The sequence below is a fragment of the Microcystis sp. M44BS1 genome (genome assembly GCF_020244875.1).
GTDB lineage: Bacteria > Cyanobacteriota > Cyanobacteriia > Cyanobacteriales > Microcystaceae > Microcystis > Microcystis panniformis.
Genome location: NZ_JADBVM010000146.1, coordinates 1 through 19,908, shown reverse-complemented (window position 1 = coordinate 19,908; position 19,908 = coordinate 1). Strand labels below are relative to the sequence as shown.

The following is a 19,908-nucleotide window of genomic DNA, read 5'->3' as shown; positions in this document are numbered from 1 at the left end:
TGATAACTGATAACTGATAACTGATAACTGATAACTGATAACTGATAACTGATAACTGATAACTGATAACTGATAACTGATAACTGATAACTGATAACTGATAACTGATAACTGATAACTGATAACTGAAAATGCTGCGTATTTCATCAGATCGATCTAAAATTGTGCTTGTTGCCCTAGTTTATCTGGGTGTTGGTTGGCTAGGCTATCTCTGCTTAGATTTAGGGTCGCGACCTGCCCCAATTTGGATGAGTGCTGGTATTGGCTTAACTGCTGTTTTTTTAGGGGGAAAAAGGCTAGTTTTAGGCGTTTTTATCGGAGATTTGCTTCTGACCTTCTTTTTAGGTGCCAGTTGGCCCATAGCTCTATTTTCGGCGCTCGGTAGCAGTATATCGGCTCTGTTAGGGGCGCAATTCCTGCATTATCTGAGATTTTCCGCCACTTTACAGCGTATTCGCGATATCCTTTTACTGGTATTTTTGGCGGCCCTATTAGCCTCGGCAGTTAATGCCACTATCGATACTTTTGCCCGTAGTTGGCTAAATACTTGGGATTGGCGACAATTTGGACAGTCTTGGGGCATTATCTGGCTCGGAGATAGTACAGGAATATTAATGACCACGCCGCTGCTGTTGCGTTTTTGCTTCAATCGTCACTCCCTGCGGGAACCACGACAACCCCAACGCTGTGGCGAGGCGTTACTTTGTCTGAGTTTGCTAACGGTGGTGACTTCCGTGGTTTTTGGTGATCAACCAAATTTTCTTAACCCCGATTGGAGTATGGTGCAGTACCTCGAATATCTGCCTTTTCCTTTTGTGGTTTGGGCCGCCATGCGTTTTCAGACTTGGGGAGCGGTAATAGCGAATTTTTTAGTATCTATTTTAGCTTTGATGGGATTGGCCAGGGGAATCAGTCCTTTTATCCTACAGGCTCCCGATTATACCAGAGGTGTCTTGATCTTACAAATCTTTTTAGTCATTGTCATGTCAACTTCTCTGTTTTTATCGGCGGCGATTAGCGAAAGACAACAGATCGATCGAGCTTTAAATGAAACTTTAGAACGAGAACATTTAGTAACACAAGTTGCTTTAAAAGTCCATCAATCTTTAGATATAGATCAGGTTTTAAATACCATTGTTGAGGAAATCAGAAATTTTCTCGATGCCGATCAAGTCTATATCGGTCACTGTCAAGAGCGGGGTTGGTCTAAGGTAATCGCTGAGTCCCGTCGTCCCGAGATTCCCTCGCTGATGGGTTGGTTTCCCGAACCAGAATTACTGGAAGAATTGGGACAATTATTTTCTTTAGATAAGTTAATTATTGCTGATAATACCGCTAAGGTGCAAACTCTGCCGACTCTCAAGGGTTATTACGAATACCTGCAAGTTAAATCCTCTTTAGTTTTACCTCTAACGGTTAATAATCAACATTTAGGCGCTTTAGTTGTCCATCAATATTCCCATCCTCGTCATTGGCAAAAAAGCGAGGTCAAATTATTAGAACAGTTAGCCACCCAAGTTTGTATTGCTATCGGCCAAGCGCAACTATATCAGAGGGTGCAAAGCTTGAATAATAATTTAGAACGGGAAGTGGCAGCAAGAACCCTGGAACTGCGGGAGAAAGTCCGGGAAATTCAGCGTTTATACGAAATGAAAACGGTTTTTTTACAGGCAGTATCCCACGATCTTCGCACTTCGATTATGGGATTAGTGATGTTATTAAAAAATTTCCAGTGTCGGCAAACAGAAAAAGTAACTATCTCGCGAGCAATGCTCGATCAGGTGGTGCGTAGTTGCGATCGACAATTAACTTTAATTAATGCTTTATCAGAAAATCATTTTGCTGAAGAACGGCCTTTAATCTTGCATCGTCAACCTCTATCTCTAAAAAAACAGGTGGAAATTTGGCTGAAAGATTGGCAAAAAGATTTTGATTTATATCAAGCTACGTTTATTAATCTTCTCCCCGATAACTTACCCGCTATTGATGCCGATCCTTGTCAGCTAAGAAGTGTTTTTGAACAATTATTAAATAATGCCTTAAAACATAATCCTTCACCGATTCAATTAGCTTTAGATGCTCGTGTTGACCAAGATATGCTCTACTGCACTTTAAGCGATAATGGCATTGGCATGGATGAGGAACAATGTCAACATCTTTTCCATTTATATGTAAGAAATCTTCATAATCAACACCTAACGGGAATCGGTTTAGGTTCCTACCAATGTCGGCAAATTATCGAGGCTCACTCCGGGAGAATTGGGGTAAAAAGTACCCCGCTGGTTGGCTCACAGTTTTGGTTTACCTTACCCCTTGCCCATCAAAATTCTAGATTAATTAAGCAGGAGTTAGTCAACAGTAATCAGTGATTTTTTAACAGGATCAAGATAATTATGTTTACTCGTCAATCTGGGGTTAGATTTGCTTTAGGTTTATTGATTATTTTCAATGTTTTCTATTTTGTCCATCTCGCCTACTATAGTTATGTTTGGCACGATGAATCTTTGGTCTTACTGCATCTTTCTGGTAACAGACCCGAACAGTTAATTAACTATCTGTTCGACGGACAAATTAAATCTACAGAACAACTCTGGCAATTTCAAGGGGTTAATTCCGTGAAAGGTTTTCCTGATACCTTAGCCTCTCTTTATACTAGCTCGAATTACGATCTACCTCTCTATTACAGTTTCCTCTGGTTTTTAGCAAGATTATTGGGCAATTCTTATCTAGTCTTAAGGGGATTTTCAGTCATTATTTGGTTTGGTATTTTATGGAGTTTTTACCATTTAGCTTTGACTTTATTTAAAAATAAAAACGCCGCTTTAATTGCCGCTACACTTATCTTCTTTTCCCCGCGTTTTACTGGTTATGCTCTGGGAATTTGGGAATACGGACTATATGTTTTCTTTTCGATACTTTCTAGCTGGTTATTTCTCAAAGCTATTGATTCCTCGCAACCGAAAAAAGATTGGTTTTTCTATAGTTTATCCCTAATCGCTGGTTTATATACCCATGTTTTCTTTATCTTTGTTCTAGTAGTTCATAGCCTATATTTTCTGCTGCAGCTGAATTCTTTTAACTCTTTAACCAAAAAATACTATAGCATCAGCTTACTTGCTTCCCTAGGTATTTATTCAATTTGGTTAACCCGGATTTTTACCAGTCGATTTACTGTCTTTGGATGGTCAAAAGGCAGTTTACCCCTAGAGGTACTTTGGCAAAGATGGGTAACAATGATCGCTCGTTTATTTTATAATTTTAGTTTAGCCAATCCCAGCAGCACCCCTATTATTGAATACTGCCTAATTATCCTCGTCATCATCTCCTTTATTTATCTGGGCAAAAAAGCTGATAAAAAAGTTTTTACCCTGATTATTCTCCTGACAATTATCCCCTTTTTCTCTCTTTTAGCTTGGGATATAATCAGAGGATTTCGCTACACAGCTGTGGGCAGATTTTACTTACCAAGTTTTCTCGGTATGCTGCTGGCAGTTACCTTTTTACTAAGCAACGGATTACAGCAGCGCCAAATCTGGGCAAAAATTCTCTTAATATTATTGCTAGTTTTCGGATTAATTGCCAAAATTCCCTATCCACCGCCAGCAACTAGATATGTGGGCTATGGTAGCAATATTCCCAACGCTTATACAATGATTAATCGCAGTCAAAAACCTCTAATTATTTCAGAACATTGGTTAGATACCTTGCCCCTTATTCATACCACTGATGCTAAGACAAAGTATTTATTTATTCAGTCGGATCTTAGAGTTTCCATCCCCTCCTTAAAAAATCAATTTACCGATATTTATCTCCTCAATCCTTCCCCCAGTCTCAGACAATATTTAGATAACCAGTCTGTACAATTATCTCCTACGGAAAATCAAGCCTTTTGGCGAATTGATTAAAAAGCCATTAACCGCTCTTGCCAAAACAGACCACAACCTGATAAACTGAATAAACCAAGACTTCAGGGAATAGAATTGGGCAGTTCACCCCTAAGAGGGATTGACTTTTACAGAGTTTTATGCTTGCTCAACTGGAGAGTCCCCGAAATCTGGTGATGAAGAGTTTTAGCCTCTTGGCTACCGGACTGACTAAGCAGACCTAACAAATTCAACTGTATGATACCGAGTCAAGACATCGGCGAGGCAGTAGATTCAGTCAGAAAAACTGACGCACAAGACTTCTCTAATTTAATGCCTAGACCTGGCTGGCAACAAGTGGCGGGTTTAGGTAGGGGCTGTTTTTGGTATTGAACCCCGATTCTTTTTGTTCTTTACCGGTTTTAGTGATTGCCAATAGGGATTTTAAGCCCGTAATTGGTTAAAAATTGCTATTTATTCGCAAAAATCCCTAGTTGCTCCCTGTACTAATCCTAGAGATCGACTTCATCATCAGTAATTTTCCCCAACCAATTCTCTGGAAATCAGCTTCCAGAACAATTTAGTTATTTTATGATTAGCAATGCCTTAACCAATCGTGAACATCTAATCGAACTGTATAATCGAGGTGAACGCAACTTTGCCGAAGTCAGACTTAGCGGAGTTAATTTAAAGAGACAGTGTTTAAACCAGATTAACCTCAGTCATAGTTACTTAAAACGAGCCAATTTAGCCGAAGCTTGTTTAATTAACGCTAATTTCAAGGACGCTTCCCTCGAAGAAGTTAATTTAAGCAAAGCTTGTCTTATCGATGCTAACCTGACTAAAGCCGACCTTTCCGGGGCAAATTTGCACCAAAGTCAACTAAGCGGCGCAATTTTGAGTAATACTGTTCTGAAAAAGGCTGATTTAAGTTCTGCCTGTTTAATTCACAGTAGCTTACTTTTTGCTCAACTGTTCAAAGCGAATCTCGAAGCCGCTAATCTCACCTCAGCCACTTTAACCCATGCCATGGCGGGGAAAGCTAACCTAAAACGGGCTATTCTCACTCGTGCTATTCTTAGCTCTGCCAATCTTAGCTATGCTAACTTAAAAGAGGCTAACCTAATTCGAGCCTATCTCTATCAAGCTAATCTGGAAAACTGCCATCTTCAATACGCCGACCTCAGCTATGCCGATTTGCGCGGGGCGGATTTACGGGGGGCGGATTTACGTTATGCTAACCTGGAAGGTGCTAATCTGACGGGAGCTAACCTCAATTGTAGCGATTTTGAGGGAGCTAACTTAACCGGAGCCGATTTAAGCAAAACTGACGCTAATAAAGCCAATTTTCGCCAAGCTAACTTAACCGGTTGTAATCTGCTCGGCGCTAATTTAGCCTCCGCTAACCTTTCCGGTGCTAATCTACACCAAGCGGGATTACTCTTGAGTTATTTAGTGGGAAGCAATCTTAAACGAGCTAATCTCAAACAAGCTAACTTAATTGGCGCGATTTTAACCGAAAATAATCTTCTTTCTGCTTCCCTCGAAGAAACTATTCTTCCTAACGGTAGTCGCGGTAATCTCCTTTCCTAATATAGCAATTTTCATAGTTGTGAGGTACAGAGTCTTAGGTTTTGAGGAGTCAGGAGTCAGGAGTTAAGATTTTGGTGTACCTCATGAGATTGGGAAACGCTATATTCCTAGAAAAACCTAGTTGTAGAGACTTTTCTGCCGAGGTTTCTATAACCGTGGGGAGTGGGGAGACCACTTCGTGCGCGTTGCGGGGGGGGAGATGGGAGAATAACTAGGGTCTGCTGAAAAACTTTTTGCCGCAAACCCTATGATAGTTTCCTAAAAAAATACCTAACCAAATTTTTGGCTAGGTATCCATCAATTTACTTCCTTTGTCGAAAATGTTGCCAGATAATTTAACCAACACCAATTAATGAACCCCGGAATATAACATCGTCGCTACCCTTGGATATATCGGCTAATTGACTGATATTTTCTAACTCAATTGCAGGAACAGTTCGTTTAATTAAACCAGTTAAAACTTTACCCGGACCCACTTCGATCGCTTTTTCCACACCCACATCTGGCAATTTTAACATAATTTCTCGCCAGCGAACCGAGCCAGTCATCTGCCGGATCAGATATTTTTTTAATTCTTCCCCGTCCTGGGTAGGATTGCTCGGATCGACATTAGAAATCACAGGAACTTTTGCAGCCCGAAAATTAACTAATTCTAAAATCTGCTGAAATTGATTAGCAGCATTTTCCATCAAGGGAGAGTGAAAAGCGCCGGATACTTTTAACTGCATAACCCGCTTAACTTTCACTTGACCTAATACCAAATCCACCGCTTCAGGAGTCCCAGAAATCACCACTTGTTCAGCACTATTATCATTAGCAATAACTACATTTTCCGTCTGATTAACCACTGTCTCTAGACTGGTGCGATCAAATTTCATTAAGGCGGCCATTTTACCACCTTCGGCCGCATCCATCAAACGGGAACGGTTTTGAACTAGATTTAATCCTGTCTCAAAATTAAACACCCTGGCCGCATATAAAGCGGAATATTCACCGAGACTATGACCAGCAACTAGATCGGGAAAATGACCTTTTTCTTGTAACAAATCCGCTAAAATACTCTCCACCACAAATAAACAAGGTTGAGTATAAAGAGTACGAGATAGGGTTTCTTCATCCCCTTGACATTTTTCCAGGACTGACCAACCGAGGATTTTTGATGCTATTTTTAATCTCTCTTGGCCAAGCGCACTTTCCGCTAAATCTCCAATCATTCCTAACGCTTGCGATCCTTGTCCCGGGAATATCCACGCTGTTTTCATAAGTTCTTAAAATAGATAGATAGATGTGTTTGGGTCAGTTATCAGTTATCAGTTATCAGTTATCAGTTATCAGATGTGAGTTTTTAGTTTACTGGTTACTGGTTACTGGTTACTGTTTACTGATCACTGATCACTGATCACTGAATTAATCTCCCCAACGGAAGATAATCCCACCCCAAGTTAAACCGGCACCAAAGCCGGAAGAAGCAATAATATCACCTTTTTTGACCTTACCACTCCTGACAGCTTCATCGAGGGCTAGAGGAATCGAGGCCGCGGAGGTGTTGCCATACTCGCTGAGATTGCTGATCACTTTTTCCGGAGGCAGTTTCAGGCGATCGCTCACCGCGTCCATAATTCTTTGATTAGCTTGGTGCAGAACTAACCAATCGATGTCACTGGTGGTTAAATTAGCCCGATAGAGAGCTTTTTCGATGACCTCTGGCACTTTCGCCACGGCAAAACGATAGACTTCCCGTCCGTTCATCGTTAGAGGCTTATAGGTCCCTTTTTGAACCCTTACCCCCTCTTTAAGGGGCAATTCCTCCCCCTGATATGCGAGATTGAGAGAACTATTCTGGCTGCCGTCGCTATGGAGTTCAAAACCGAGAATGTTATCTTTTGTATCATTTGCTTGACAAAGAACCGCCCCTGCCCCATCACCAAAGAGGACACAGGTAGCGCGATCGTTCCAATCCACCCAACGGGAGAGAACATCGGCCCCGATAACTAAGACATTGCGGTAAGTACCAGTACGGATAAACTGGGTGGCGGTGACTAATCCCACCAGAAAACCCGAACAGGCGGCGGTGAGATCAAAAGCGATCGCCCGATTAGCCCCGATCTGACTTTGCACTTGGGCAGCGCTACCGAACAGATCATCGGGGGTAGAAGTAGCCAAAAGAATCAGATCGATGTCCCTAGGCGACACCTGAGCCATTTCCAGAGCCTTAATCGCCGCTTGGGCCGCTAATTGGCTCAAAGACACCGATTGATCCGCTAAATGGCGTTTACCGATGCCTGTACGACTTTTAATCCATTCATCGGAAGTCTCGACAATTCGGCTGAGTTCTTCATTACTGAGAAATTGCCCTGGTGTGGCCGATCCACAACCGGTAATGACGACTGCTGCCCCGAATCCGTTCAAAATATTCCCCCTTTTTCAGTGATCAGTGATCAGTTATCAGTTATCAGTGGGTCAGTTATCAGCTGACAGCTTAATCTTCACTGTTCACCGACAACTTTTTTAATTGATGATGGTGGTCATTGTAGGCTTGAATGCGCTCAGAAACGCGATTATCGACGGCATTTTTCGCCTGTCGGATGGCATTAAAAATCGAAGGCGCTTGGGAACTGCCGTGACTGATCACACAGACCCCATCGACTCCAAATAACAGCGCGCCACCGTGTTCTGCATGATCCATGCGTTGTTTAATCTGTTTAAGATTGGGTTTAATTAAAGCCGTCCCGACTTTACCCTGTATCCCCCTAGGTAATTCCTCTTTGAGAATTTGTAGGATAATTCCCCCCACCGCTTCGGCAAATTTTAACAGGACATTACCGACAAAACCATCGCAGACGATCACATCGAATTGTCCCGATAGCACATCCCGGCCCTCAGCATTGCCGATAAAGGGAATTTGCTGGTTATTTTCTAATAATTCGTGGGTTTTTAGGGCGAGATCGTTACCTTTGCTGGGTTCTTCGCCGATATTGAGTAGACCGACTTTCGGATCTTCAACCCCCATAACGTATTTACTGTAAATTGTTCCCATTAGGGCAAACTGCTCTAAATATTTGGGTTTACAGTCCACATTCGCCCCGACATCGAGGATAATCACCGATTTACCCGCCAACATCGTCGGCAGCACCGCACCGATCGCCGGGCGATCGATTCCTTTTAAACGACCTAAACGTAGTAACGCCGCCGCCATGGCTGCTCCGGAGTGACCGGCGGACACCACCGCATCGGCGCGATTTTGTTTGACTAAATCCATGGCCACATTAATCGAGGCCGCCGGTTTGCGACGGATAGCGGTGATCGGCTCTTCGTCCATGGCCACCACTTCCTCTGCGTGGACGATCGTGAGATTCTTGGGACGGGGATGATGCTGGAAATAAGCCTCAATCCGTTCAGAATCGCCGACTAATAATACTTCTACATCTAATTCTTCGGAAGCTCGCATCGATCCTGCGATAATCTCGTTGGGAGCGTAGTCACCTCCCATCGCATCTACCGCGATTCTTGCCCGATTTAATGCCGTTTCTGCCATTGAGTCAGTGGGATAGAAATCTTTAATAAGTTGAGCGGCAGCTCTGGACAAAAGCTGGCCGATCGAGGATTAGTGTTTTCTGATCGAGCAATTGTTAAAAATTACCAATCATCTCTATACAATAAGGCATCATTGCGATTAAGGAAAAGATGTTCTCAGTTTTTAATTTGGCAGTTTTCGGCTTTCTCTTGGGTTGGCTGGGGGGGCAATCCCAACCGATCGCCAATATTCCCCTAATTTCTTGGCAAAATCAGCCTATTTTTGACCTTCCCACCGCTCCCGATCCCCGGGTGGCGGCGATCGTGGCCGATTATCTGCAAGACTTGACTAAAAAAGGTTTAAACTCTAGTCAACAACGGGTCTTAATTGAGACGGAATGGGCTGATTTAGCTGATCATCAGGGTAATCTGCCCGCTGCAGCCGCCTCTTTAACTAAAATCGCCACTACTCTCGCCGCCGTGGAAACCTGGCCTCTCGATCATCGTTTTGCTACTCGTTTTTACAGCACCGGAGAGGTAAAAAACGGGGTGTTAGAGGGAGATTTAATTATTGAAGGGTCAGGGGATCCGCTTTTTGTCTGGGAAGAAGCGATCGCAGTGGGCAATGGCCTCGATCAATTAGGCATCCGTCAGGTCAAAGGCGATCTGATCATTACCGGTCAATTCGCCATGAATTTTCAAACCGATCCCCTCAAAGCGGGAGAATTACTGAAAATTGGGCTTAATCAATCGAAATGGTCAAAAGAAACCAAAAAAGCTTTTCAGAGTCTTCCTAGCGGCACAAAAGCCCCACAGGTAAAGATTTTGGGCATGGTTCGAGCCAGTCAAATTCGCCCCGAAAATGCCCAATTATTATTGCGTCATCAGTCCTTGACTTTAACGGAACTGTTGCGTCAGATGAATATTTATAGTAATAACGTCATGTCAGAAATGTTAGCCGAACTGCTCGGTGGCCCGGCGGCAGTGGACGCAATTAATACTAAAATTACTGGGGTAGGAGCGGAAGAAATTCAATTAATTAATGGTTCGGGATTGGGGATAGAAAATCGCTTGTCTCCCCGGGCAGTTATTGAGATTCTGAAAGCATTGGATCGCAAGTTAGCCAATCAACCGATCAAAGTCGCTGATTTATTTCCGGTGGGGGGACGCGATACCAAAGGAACTATGCAGTGGCGGGCCATTCCTAAAGGAGTGATGATTAAAACTGGAACTTTAGCCCAAGTTAGTGCCTTAGCTGGAGAAATTCCCACCCAAGAAAGGGGTAAAGTTTGGTTTGTAATTATGAATGCCGGTAGTAGCAATATCGAGGGATTCAGAAATCAGCAGGATCGGGTGTTACAAGCTTTAGATCAACACTGGCAAATTCTCCCAGAAGCGACTCAAGGATCGATTCCTGCAAGAGCCTTTCTAGGTGATCCCAGTCGAATAAGTCAAGGTTTCTAAGGGGGTTTGGGGGGTTCTACCCCCCAAAGGCTTGGATTGAGTGATAAAATCGGAAGTGATCACCAATTTTAGAAGATAGTTTCCCTTTAAAAATCCCAACTCAGTAGATTTACAAAAATGAGATGTACCCGGTTAAACGCATCCAGAAATTTTTAGGGATAAAAACACATTTGCGGTAAACCAAGGGATTCTTCCCAACCCATCATGAGATTGAGACATTGTACCGCTTGTCCCGATTGTCCCTTAACTAAATTATCGATCGCTGACATCACTATCACTCGATCGGTTCTCGGATCTACTTCAATACCGAGATAACATAAATTAGTACCACAGGCCCATTTAGTTTGTGGATAGACTCCCCCCGGTAGGATTTTGACAAAGGGAGAAGTGCGATAAAAAGCATTGTAGATAGTGATTAAATCATCCCGCACCAGATTGGGATCCCGCAGTGTTGCATAGACTGTGGATAGGATACCCCGAACCATGGGCATTAAATGGGGAGTAAACTGGACGCGCACCTCATGACCAGCTAAATCGCTGCAAATCTGCTCAATTTCGGGAGTATGACGGTGTTTTCCCGCTACATTATAGGCCCCAATCGAACTGTCTGCTTCTGCCAATAACATATTAATCTTAGCTTGTCTTCCCCCTCCCGAAGTTCCCGATTTGGCATCAATAATCGTGGTTTCCGGGAGAATTAAACCCTGTTTTAACAGGGGAGAAATCGCCATTAAACTAGCAGTAGGATAACATCCGGGGCAACCGATCAAAGAGGCATTTTTAATATCTTCCCGATAAAGTTCTGGCAAACCGTACACAGCCGTAGATGCGATCGCTTGATCCTGACGTTCCTTGCCATACCATTTACTATAGGTTTCTAGGCTAGTAAAACGATAATCTGCCGACAGATCCAAAACTTTACACCCTTTAGCGAGCAAAGGAGGGGCTAAATCACAGGCTAAACCATTGGGTAAACCCAAGAAAACCACTTGACAACGGGAGGCAATTATCTCTAAATCGATCGCCTCCACATTAAGATTAATGCTATGACCGAGATGGGGATATAAATCACTGTAGGGTTTACCGGCGCTACTATCGCCCCCCAGATAGGCTAATTCGACAAGGGGATGTTCTTTGAGCAAACGTACCAACTGTACGCCACCATATCCGGAAGCGCCGACAATACCCACTGAAACCTTCTGTTCTTGCGTCATTTCCCTTATTCCTAAAAATTCTGATCGTTAAGATAACGCTTTAGTATGGCTGAATTTTAGCCTAACCAGTGGGATTTAAATCAAAAAACTTCCTATAAAAACCTAGTATCTCGGCCGGGTTGTCCCTAAACCGTCAATTTCTCTTGATCAATAGCCGGTTATCTTAATGATGAGGTACAAGGTTTTCCTTTTAGGGAATCTGTCATCGGGAGATGATGCCAAATTAGCTTAAACTTCATCTTTAGGAGAAAACCTGTAATTTAATCCCCCATATTTACAATTTTGATCGCACTGTAAATTCATAATCTCCTCCCGGTTCTAATTGATAATCATAGCGTTCTAAAAACCGATTCAAGGGTTCAAAAATCAAAGCCCTACCTAGGGAAGGTTGTACTGATAACTTGCCTTGAAGAAAATGCCATTGAAAACGCCATTGATATTGTTCCGTCCGCACTTCTCCCTCTAATTTACCCGTTTGCCAAGATTGCTTAATTATCCGCACATAAGCCGTGCTTTCTGGTCGATTGCCGCCACTCACCTGAACCCTACCTATAGATTAAATATCAAACATTAAGATAGCGAATTAATCCTTGTTTGTCATTACTTGAGCCAATTTTCTCGACTTTATTCTGGGGAAGTGACTTCATTAACTTTAGAAACCAAGACATTTAACTGAAAAGGTCGCCCCATTTCCTTAGTAATAAATTCTTGCAACAATTCTACCTGTCTGGGGGTAATGCTTTCGGCGGTTCTTACTACTAATCTCACCCGGGGAGGCTGCTTGAGCCAATTAATTGAAGATTCCAATAATTCTGCCCGTTTAAAAGTAATCGTTCGTTGTAATAAAGCTTTTTTGATCAACCTTTCTAAGCGAGCTTGATTAGCCAGAGTTGCAAAACTTATTCCTAAAGGAATTAGCAGCACTGCTGTCAGGATAGAAGTCAAAAATAGAGCGTTACGCGCCCGATGAAAACTAGAATAACCAGCCAGCAAAAAGACCAACAAACAGGCGAGAGCAATGCCTAATAAATTGGTAATATATAACAGAGTTGCCCCCAAACTTAGTATCCAATTGCCTTGGGATAATCCTAAACCAATCGTGCAAACTGGCGGCATTAAAGCCACGGCAATCGCTGTTCCCGCTAAAGTACCTGAAATTTTCGGTTCTATTTTGGCATAACCACTGATTGCCCCTGCGGTAATTGCCACTCCTAAATCTAAAAGATTCGGTTGAGAACGGGCTTGAATTTCACTACCAAATTCAGAAATTCCGATTAATAATCCTAGCAACCAAGCTATCGCTAAAGCGATGATCGTACCGACTAAAATCGCCAAGGCTGACTTACGAATTAATCGCCAACTGCCAATTAAACCACCAAAAGCCAGACTACGAATCGGCAACATCAAAGGGGCAATAATCATCGCCCCAATAATCACGGCCGCACTATTGGCGACTAAGCCAAAGGTAGCGATCGCACAAGAACTAACAATCAAAGCTAGATAGGGAAAATCGAGGGACGCTTCTAACCATAAATCGCGCCACATAGCCCGCGATTGTTGCCAGGTCAAGGGTTTTCTTGAGAACCACGAGTAGAGCCGTTCTTTTCTGGTCATGGGACTTAGGAAGATTAACTTTTCTTTTACTTATAGCTTTTTTTCTCTAATCAATGTATATTTGTATCATTTTCTTTAACTAATCTTACCATTTTTTCTTCGCCTCGATTGATGAAACCTCATGACCAATTTGCTAAAAACTATCTGGAAGAATTATTATCGCCCCTAGGCCGGGTAGAAATTAGCAAAGAAATTACCGACGAAACCCGACAAATTGATCTATTTTTTTCGCCTTATCCAGAGGGGCAGATAACTGTCGATAATCTAGGATTATTAGGTCAAATTGCCCTAAATAGCGCCCTCCTAGAACCCTATCGTAATTCTCCCACTCGTGCCGATGTGCGTAATTGTCTCTCGAAATTAACCGCCGTTTTTGCTGAACTACAGCGACAGGCCAAACGAGAAAATAGCTCCTACAATGAGGAAAATTTGCCCCGTTTATGGATTCTTGCCCCTCTGGTTAGTGAAACTATACTAAACGGTTTTGGGGCGGTCTTAGACCCGAATTGGCCCGAAGGGGTGTATTTCTTGCCTCGTTTACAGCGCACGGCTATTATTGTGATCAATCAACTTCCTGTTAATTTTCACACCCTCTGGTTAAGGTTATTGGGTAAGGGTAAAACTCAGAATCAAGCCGTGCGAGAGTTGCTAGAATTACCAATAGGGAACAACTACCGTCAAAATGTCATAGAACTATTACTTAGTTGGCGGGTGAGCGTGGAAATACAAAATATTTTAGAAGAAGAAGATCGAGAGGTGTTTATGACGTTATCCCAAACTTATCTGGAATGGAAAGAAGCAGTGAGACGACAAGCTAGAGAAGAAGCTCTTGAAGAAGGTCGTCAAGAAGGTCGTCAAGCAGGTCTTCAAGCAGGTCGTCAAGAAGGTCGTCAAGCAGGTCTTCAAGCAGGTCGTCAAGAAGGTCGTCAAGAGGCGCGTCGGGGCATGATCGAAAATTTACTACAAGTGCGCTTTGGACAGTTAGATGATTCTTTTAATCCCGTGATTGAGGGATTGTTATCCTTATCCCCCAGCGAATCTAGCCGTTTATTAATCGAATCCGCCCGCGAGGAGCTATTTGAGCGTTTTCACGATATAACCCCCCAGTAGATGGGAGCGCCAGAGCAGTAACCAGTCAACAGTCAACAGTCAACAATGAAATATGATTGGCCGCTCACTGATGACTGGTTACTGATCACTGATCACTGAATTTACCGTTTAGCGGCAACAATGGCAAAAACGGTGGTATGGGGATCATCTTTTAAAGTCACCCCTTCTGGCATTTTCAAATCACCCACGAGCAGGGATTGCCCCACACCGATGCCCGAAACATCAAATTCGATCACTTCCGGGATATTATCGGCAATACAGGAGACATTAACTTCGTTGACGAACTGTTCGATTAAACCGCCCTGTTTGGTTCCGATCGCTTCTCCCATGGCTTTAATGGGAACAACTATATCGAGCTTACCGTGGGCAGATACTGAGAAGAAACTGAGGTGATAGAGATTTCTTTTCCAGGGATGAGATTGTACCTCTTGGATCAAAGCTTTTCCCGTCCAGGGCATTTCGGGAACATTCACATCCACCAGGGTATTATTTACCGAGGCCTTTTTAAGTAGGGTTAAGGCCGCTTTTTCTCCCACCACCAGAGAAACCGATTCCGTGCCGTTGTGGCCATAGAGAACCGCCGGGATCAAACCCTGACGACGTAGGGCCCTGGGGTTAATATTCTCCGGTCTTTTTTGACATTCAACGCTAACTTGCATAGTTGACTAATCCTCTTTAGCAATGATTTAAAATTCGTGATTATCCCAAGGTGAGCCATTTTCGTCCAAAAGAGCGCGTTTTGGACCGTGAATGGGGTCTTCAACGATAATAGTTTGGTCGCGACTAGCTCCTAGAGAGATAATAGCGATCGGTACTTCCATGATCGCCCCTAGGAATTTTAGATAATCGAGGGCCTGTTTAGGCAGGTCTTCCAGACTCCGACAATCGCTGGTGGGTTGTTGCCACCCCGGCATCGTTCGGTAAATCGGTTGACAACGGGCGAATTCCACGGCGCTGCTGGGCAAATGGCGACAGGTTTGGCCGTCCAATTGGTAGGCAACACAGACTTTGATTTCCTCTAGGGTATCGAGAACATCTAATTTGGTAATCGCTAGACAGTCTAAACCATTGATTCGCACTGCGTAACGACCGATAACCGCATCAAACCAACCGCAGCGACGACGACGGCCGGTGGTAGTCCCGAATTCCGCCCCGCGATCGCATAATAACTGCTCGATCTCCCCCTCTAATTCCGTGGGAAATGGACCTTCACCTACCCTAGTGGTGTAAGCTTTGGCCACACCGATCACTCGATCGATTACCGTCGGACCGATGCCAGAACCTACACAAGCACCCCCAGCGATCGGATTGGAGGAGGTAACGTAGGGATAGGTTCCGTGATCGAGGTCGAGTAGGGTGCCTTGGGCCCCTTCAAAAAGAATATTCTTACGCTTGCGGATTGCTTCGTAGATTTTTAGGGAACTATCGACCACATGGGGACGCAGTTTCTCGGCATATTCTAGATATTCCTCGATCACCGTCTTCGCATCTAAAGGCGGTAAGTTATATAACTTTTCTAAAATGACGTTTTTATAATTGATCGTCCATTCTAGTTTTTGCCGCAGATTCTCGGTATTGATCAAGTCGATGACTCGAATACCGATGCGCTCGGATTTGTCGGCATAGGTGGGGCCGATACCCCGTCCCGTGGTGCCGATTTTATATTTACCCCGTTTTTCCTCGGATGCTTGATCGAGCAGCCGATGATAGGGCATAGTGACATGAGCCGTTTGCGAGATATAGAGATTGTCGGTGGTAACATTGAGGGCGTGTAATTGCGCCATCTCTTTGAGTAACACCGAGGGATCTATGACTGTGCCTGAGCCGATTATACATTCCGTATCCGGGTAGAGAATCCCGGAGGGAATTAGATGGAGTTTGAACGTTTGACCCTCGACGACGACGGTATGACCCGCATTTACGCCACCTTGAGAACGCACCACCACATCCGCCGACCGACTCAGCAGATCCGTGATTTTTCCTTTTCCTTCGTCGCCCCATTGGGCACCAATCACTATAACGTTAGCCAAGGGTTTATTGAGTCTAGCTAAAGTTCACACAAACTACCATTATCTACACTGGGTAGACATTTTGTCAAGAGCATTATTGATTTAGTTATGGCTTTATTTCGCCCTTCACCACGTTTATTCAGCCTATTTACCTTTTTCTTGTTGCTCTGCGGTGCGGCAGCGTTCTTTTTCTAGGGGAAACCACGCCGCCAGAAAAACCCTAGTGGCGATCGCTAATGTCTTGGTAGTAAGGCATTACGAAGGAGAATTTCAGCGGTTGTGTCCTGGGGCAGTATTGGGTATCAAGAGTTGACCACAAGCCAAAAAATGCGAACTACCCTAGGCTAGGGGAATTACTTGTCAAAGAAGGGTTGATATGTTAAAGTGTGTTGCAAATATGAAAAAATATAAAAAATATCAACTAACTACTCAACTTCTCTCCTATGGATATAAGTAAATCTGCGAGTAGCTATCGACCTGAGATTGACGGACTCAGAGCTATAGCTGTCTTAGCCGTAATTATTAACCATTTTAACAAAGACCTATTGCCCAGTGGTTATCTAGGTGTAGATATTTTTTTTGTTATTTCTGGTTATGTAATCACTGCATCTCTAGCGAAGCGAACGCAGAAAAACTTTAAGGAATTTATTGGGGGATTCTATGGAAGAAGAGTAAAGCGTCTGATGCCCGCTCTAGTGCTGTGCGTAATTATTAGCAGCATTCTTATTTGCCTATTTGAAGTTTATCCTATAGCCTCTCTCAGAACGGGAATCGGGTCTCTTTTCGGAGTCTCAAATCTTTATCTGCTGAAGCAAGCCACCGACTATTTTGGAGTGTGGGCAGAGAGGAACATTTTTACTCACACTTGGTCTTTAGGCGTTGAGGAGCAGTTTTATCTATTATTTCCCTTTTTAGTTTGGTTAACAGGCTTTACTCAGCAAACCGTCAAAGGAGCGAAAAATCTTTTTTGGTTGATGTGCGTGCTTTCCACTGCTTCCCTAGTCTCTTTCATTCACTTTAACGCAGCCTATCAACCAGGGGCATACTTCCTGATGACTTCTCGTTTTTGGGAGATGGGAGCAGGGAGTCTCCTTTTCCTTTTCCTATACAATCGTAAAAGTTTCCTTCACGATTATCTGAAAAAGTTGCCTGCTGGTATAGCTATATTATGCCTACTAGCCATTATGTTTGTACCGAGTCAATTTATTGTCCTCGTAACAATCGCCTGTGTATTATTAACAGCAATAGCCATTACTTCCCTACGTCCTCAAACCAAGATATTCAACCTACTCACTCAGCCCCAGGTTGTTTTTATTGGTTTAATTTCCTACTCTTTGTATCTCTGGCATTGGGCAGTAATTGTTTTAAGTAAATTGACCGTGGGGATCAATTTATGGACATTCCCTATACAATTACTGTGCATAGTATTAGCTTCTCTTGCTTCTTACTATTGGGTAGAAAAACCCTTCAGACATAAGCAATGGTCTAACTCTCAAGGGAAATCTATAGTATATGGTATAACTGCTTATGCGATGGCAACTGTCCTATTAATCGGACTTCTATCCTCCCCCGCAAGAGCTTTATATACAGGCAGCAAGAATCAGCAAAAGCCAGATAATATCTCCGAGAAAAAATCTGTAATAGTACAGGATAAAAAGCAAGGTAATATAATTCTTATTGGTGATAGTCATGCCAATCATTATAAAGGAATGGTAGAACAGGTGGCTGAGGAGCTTAAAATGAATAGCAAAGTAGTAGCAATTAACGCCACCATATTCCCAACTATCGACTATTCCAGTTCCGTAGGAGGAATGACCTTAGCCAAAAATCAGAACAATAATAAAACCCTAAACAAAAGAGTATATAATCAAATTAATCGCTTAGAACCTCAAGAAAACAATATCATCATTCTATCTTCCTACCTCGCTTATTACTTTGGACAGCTGCGTATTGGCACAAGGAGATACGAGAGAATCAATTATTATCTTGAATCGGGAGTAACAGAAAACCCTCAAGATGCTCTAGTAGAATGGCTGAAGGAGCTTAAGAAGTTTGCTCAAGACAATCAGAATACAAAAATAGTTGTTATGTTGCCAACTCCTGAGATGCCTGATTTATATCCTTTAGACTTGTGTACTCAAGAATGGTTCAGGAGAAAGCCATCGGATAAGTGTTTCGTTAAGATGGATCGGGAAGAACTAACGAAAAAGAATGAGAAATTTACAATCATTCTACGTCGGGAAATTGAGAGCATTCCCAATTTAGTCGCTTTCGATCCCTTTGCCTTACTATGTCCTCAGAGTGAGAAGTATTGTCATGCTGTACAGGATAATCAAAGGCTCTATTCCGATGAGAACCATCTTACCCTCCAGGCTACAGATAAAATTCGAGATAACTTCCTGCAATTTTTGCAACGATTGACTAAGGAAGGCTTTTCTCGTCACAGTACATAGTATCTAGTTGACTTTCTAAGTCTTGAGGAAATGTTAAAGATTACTGGAGGACTGAGGAAACAGTTGACAATAGCAGTAGAAAGCGAGCTACTAATAGCTGACTCTCTCAACAGCTAGGGAAGAAAAGCCTGCCTCTCGGGAGCATCTCATTTATGCAAGTGAGTAATTATACTTATACCTAAAACTGTTTTCTAGCAAGGCTTTCAAAATAGCTTGACATAAAACCTGATTTAGGGGTTACAAAGGTGAGATGCTCCCGTGCCTCTCCTAATATGTAGCGCATACTCAACGGATTTGTGCGAAACGTTTAGGCATGAAATAAGGTTGAAATACCTGAAATAACCGCCTAGTAAGGTCTTCAGTCCCCTGACTGAATCTAAGAGGTCAACCCTGACCAACCTTATAACTGTTTATATGTCCCGACGTTTAGTATCACATCGATACCAAACTAGGCAAGGGGACTCAAGGTCAATACACTTTGTAACAATTATCTACAATTGCTACAAAGGTGAGAGTAACGGCGATAGCCACCCCCAGATTCAGAAGTCACAACTCTGGGACTGAAGCGGGGAACGGAAGGCGAGAGAGGTGTAACCTAACATCCATACCGAGACCACTGCCAACCATCCATGATTAGGCGTGAGCCAAATGTCCGACCTGAACCATCGTAATGAGTGGGTAGTGAAATAGGTTGACACACTGCGTTCAAAAGAACAAAGGGAAAAAGTAAGGGTTTTTGAATTCACACCTACACAGACCTTTAAAAGTACCCCGATGGAAAAGACAAATCTAAAGATGGAATGCCCATATAAACGGAACGTGATAAGCCCTTTTAGGCTCTGAGTATCGGTCGAAATACCCAGTAGTGACAAGTGTAAGCGTAAGCCTTCAAGGGTGTGAGATGTAACCAAAAGCCAACGCCTGACGGTAATAAGCAGGATATGCTAACAGGTTACGGTTTGATTGTAAGGATAGAGTCTAGTAGGAGTCTATATGACGAAAGCGAGAGAAGGTAAAGGATTCGGGAAACCGAAAACCACTAAGACTACGAATGTATGGAAAGCTATCAATTGGG

14 protein-coding genes are annotated in these 19,908 nt (G+C 43.1%); 6 read left to right on the top strand and 8 right to left on the bottom strand.

Going from position 1 to position 19,908, the window contains the following annotated elements:
- The first annotated feature begins 131 nt into the window (after nucleotides 1-131).
- From IM515_RS12105 to IM515_RS12095, 3 genes are all read left to right on the top strand, one after another.
- Nucleotides 132-2,369, top strand: a complete 2,238-nt coding sequence (locus tag IM515_RS12105) for a sensor histidine kinase (RefSeq protein WP_287627659.1) — start codon at nucleotides 132-134, stop codon at nucleotides 2,367-2,369.
- Between the two features lie 24 nt (nucleotides 2,370-2,393).
- Nucleotides 2,394-3,905 (top strand): glycosyltransferase family 39 protein, encoded by a 1,512-nt coding sequence (locus tag IM515_RS12100; RefSeq protein WP_287627660.1) that lies wholly within the window; start codon nucleotides 2,394-2,396, stop codon nucleotides 3,903-3,905.
- A gap of 549 nt (nucleotides 3,906-4,454) precedes the next feature.
- On the top strand, nucleotides 4,455-5,456 hold the full coding sequence (locus tag IM515_RS12095) for a pentapeptide repeat-containing protein (RefSeq protein ID WP_002765534.1): 1,002 nt from the start codon (nucleotides 4,455-4,457) through the stop codon (nucleotides 5,454-5,456).
- 335 nt (nucleotides 5,457-5,791) lie between these two features.
- Here IM515_RS12095 and fabD read toward each other — a convergent pair whose 3' ends face one another.
- The 3 genes from fabD to plsX form a co-directional block, all read right to left on the bottom strand.
- Nucleotides 5,792-6,718 carry an ACP S-malonyltransferase gene (gene fabD, locus IM515_RS12090; RefSeq protein WP_193959372.1) on the bottom strand — a complete coding sequence of 309 codons (927 nt, stop codon included), beginning with the start codon at nucleotides 6,716-6,718 and terminating at the stop codon, nucleotides 5,792-5,794.
- A gap of 145 nt (nucleotides 6,719-6,863) precedes the next feature.
- On the bottom strand, nucleotides 6,864-7,865 hold the full coding sequence (locus IM515_RS12085) for a beta-ketoacyl-ACP synthase 3 (protein WP_193959373.1): 1,002 nt from the start codon (nucleotides 7,863-7,865) through the stop codon (nucleotides 6,864-6,866).
- 70 nt (nucleotides 7,866-7,935) lie between these two features.
- Nucleotides 7,936-8,991 (bottom strand): phosphate acyltransferase PlsX, encoded by a 1,056-nt coding sequence (plsX, locus tag IM515_RS12080; RefSeq protein WP_002765546.1) that lies wholly within the window; start codon nucleotides 8,989-8,991, stop codon nucleotides 7,936-7,938.
- 149 nt (nucleotides 8,992-9,140) lie between these two features.
- Here plsX and IM515_RS12075 point away from each other — a divergent pair, with 149 nt between their 5' ends.
- Entirely contained in the window at nucleotides 9,141-10,433 is a 1,293-nt protein-coding gene (locus tag IM515_RS12075) for a D-alanyl-D-alanine carboxypeptidase (RefSeq protein WP_287627661.1), read from the top strand.
- A gap of 152 nt (nucleotides 10,434-10,585) precedes the next feature.
- Here IM515_RS12075 and argC read toward each other — a convergent pair whose 3' ends face one another.
- The 3 genes from argC to IM515_RS12060 form a co-directional block, all read right to left on the bottom strand.
- Nucleotides 10,586-11,647: an N-acetyl-gamma-glutamyl-phosphate reductase gene (gene argC / locus IM515_RS12070; protein ID WP_287627662.1), complete on the bottom strand. Its 1,062-nt coding sequence runs from the start codon at nucleotides 11,645-11,647 to the stop codon at nucleotides 10,586-10,588.
- Between the two features lie 274 nt (nucleotides 11,648-11,921).
- The gene (locus tag IM515_RS12065; RefSeq protein ID WP_002765551.1) at nucleotides 11,922-12,185 is read right to left on the bottom strand and encodes a DUF3146 family protein; all 264 of its coding nucleotides are present in this window, start codon (nucleotides 12,183-12,185) and stop codon (nucleotides 11,922-11,924) included.
- An 86-nt stretch (nucleotides 12,186-12,271) separates the two neighbouring features.
- Entirely contained in the window at nucleotides 12,272-13,261 is a 990-nt protein-coding gene (locus tag IM515_RS12060) for a DUF389 domain-containing protein (protein WP_287627665.1), read from the bottom strand.
- Between the two features lie 111 nt (nucleotides 13,262-13,372).
- Between IM515_RS12060 and IM515_RS12055 the strand changes: the two genes are divergently transcribed.
- Nucleotides 13,373-14,371 (top strand): FliH/SctL family protein, encoded by a 999-nt coding sequence (locus IM515_RS12055; RefSeq protein ID WP_287627666.1) that lies wholly within the window; start codon nucleotides 13,373-13,375, stop codon nucleotides 14,369-14,371.
- 101 nt (nucleotides 14,372-14,472) lie between these two features.
- On the opposite strand, the gene IM515_RS12050 is transcribed toward IM515_RS12055, so the two are convergent.
- Nucleotides 14,473-15,030, bottom strand: a complete 558-nt coding sequence (locus IM515_RS12050; RefSeq protein WP_193960721.1) for a 50S ribosomal protein L25/general stress protein Ctc — start codon at nucleotides 15,028-15,030, stop codon at nucleotides 14,473-14,475.
- A 27-nt stretch (nucleotides 15,031-15,057) separates the two neighbouring features.
- Nucleotides 15,058-16,401 (bottom strand): adenylosuccinate synthase, encoded by a 1,344-nt coding sequence (locus IM515_RS12045; protein WP_002787474.1) that lies wholly within the window; start codon nucleotides 16,399-16,401, stop codon nucleotides 15,058-15,060.
- Between the two features lie 422 nt (nucleotides 16,402-16,823).
- On the opposite strand from IM515_RS12045, the gene IM515_RS12040 reads away from it, so the two are divergent.
- The gene (locus IM515_RS12040; RefSeq protein ID WP_193960719.1) at nucleotides 16,824-18,833 is read left to right on the top strand and encodes an acyltransferase family protein; all 2,010 of its coding nucleotides are present in this window, start codon (nucleotides 16,824-16,826) and stop codon (nucleotides 18,831-18,833) included.
- Nucleotides 18,834-19,908: the final 1,075 nt, after the last annotated feature.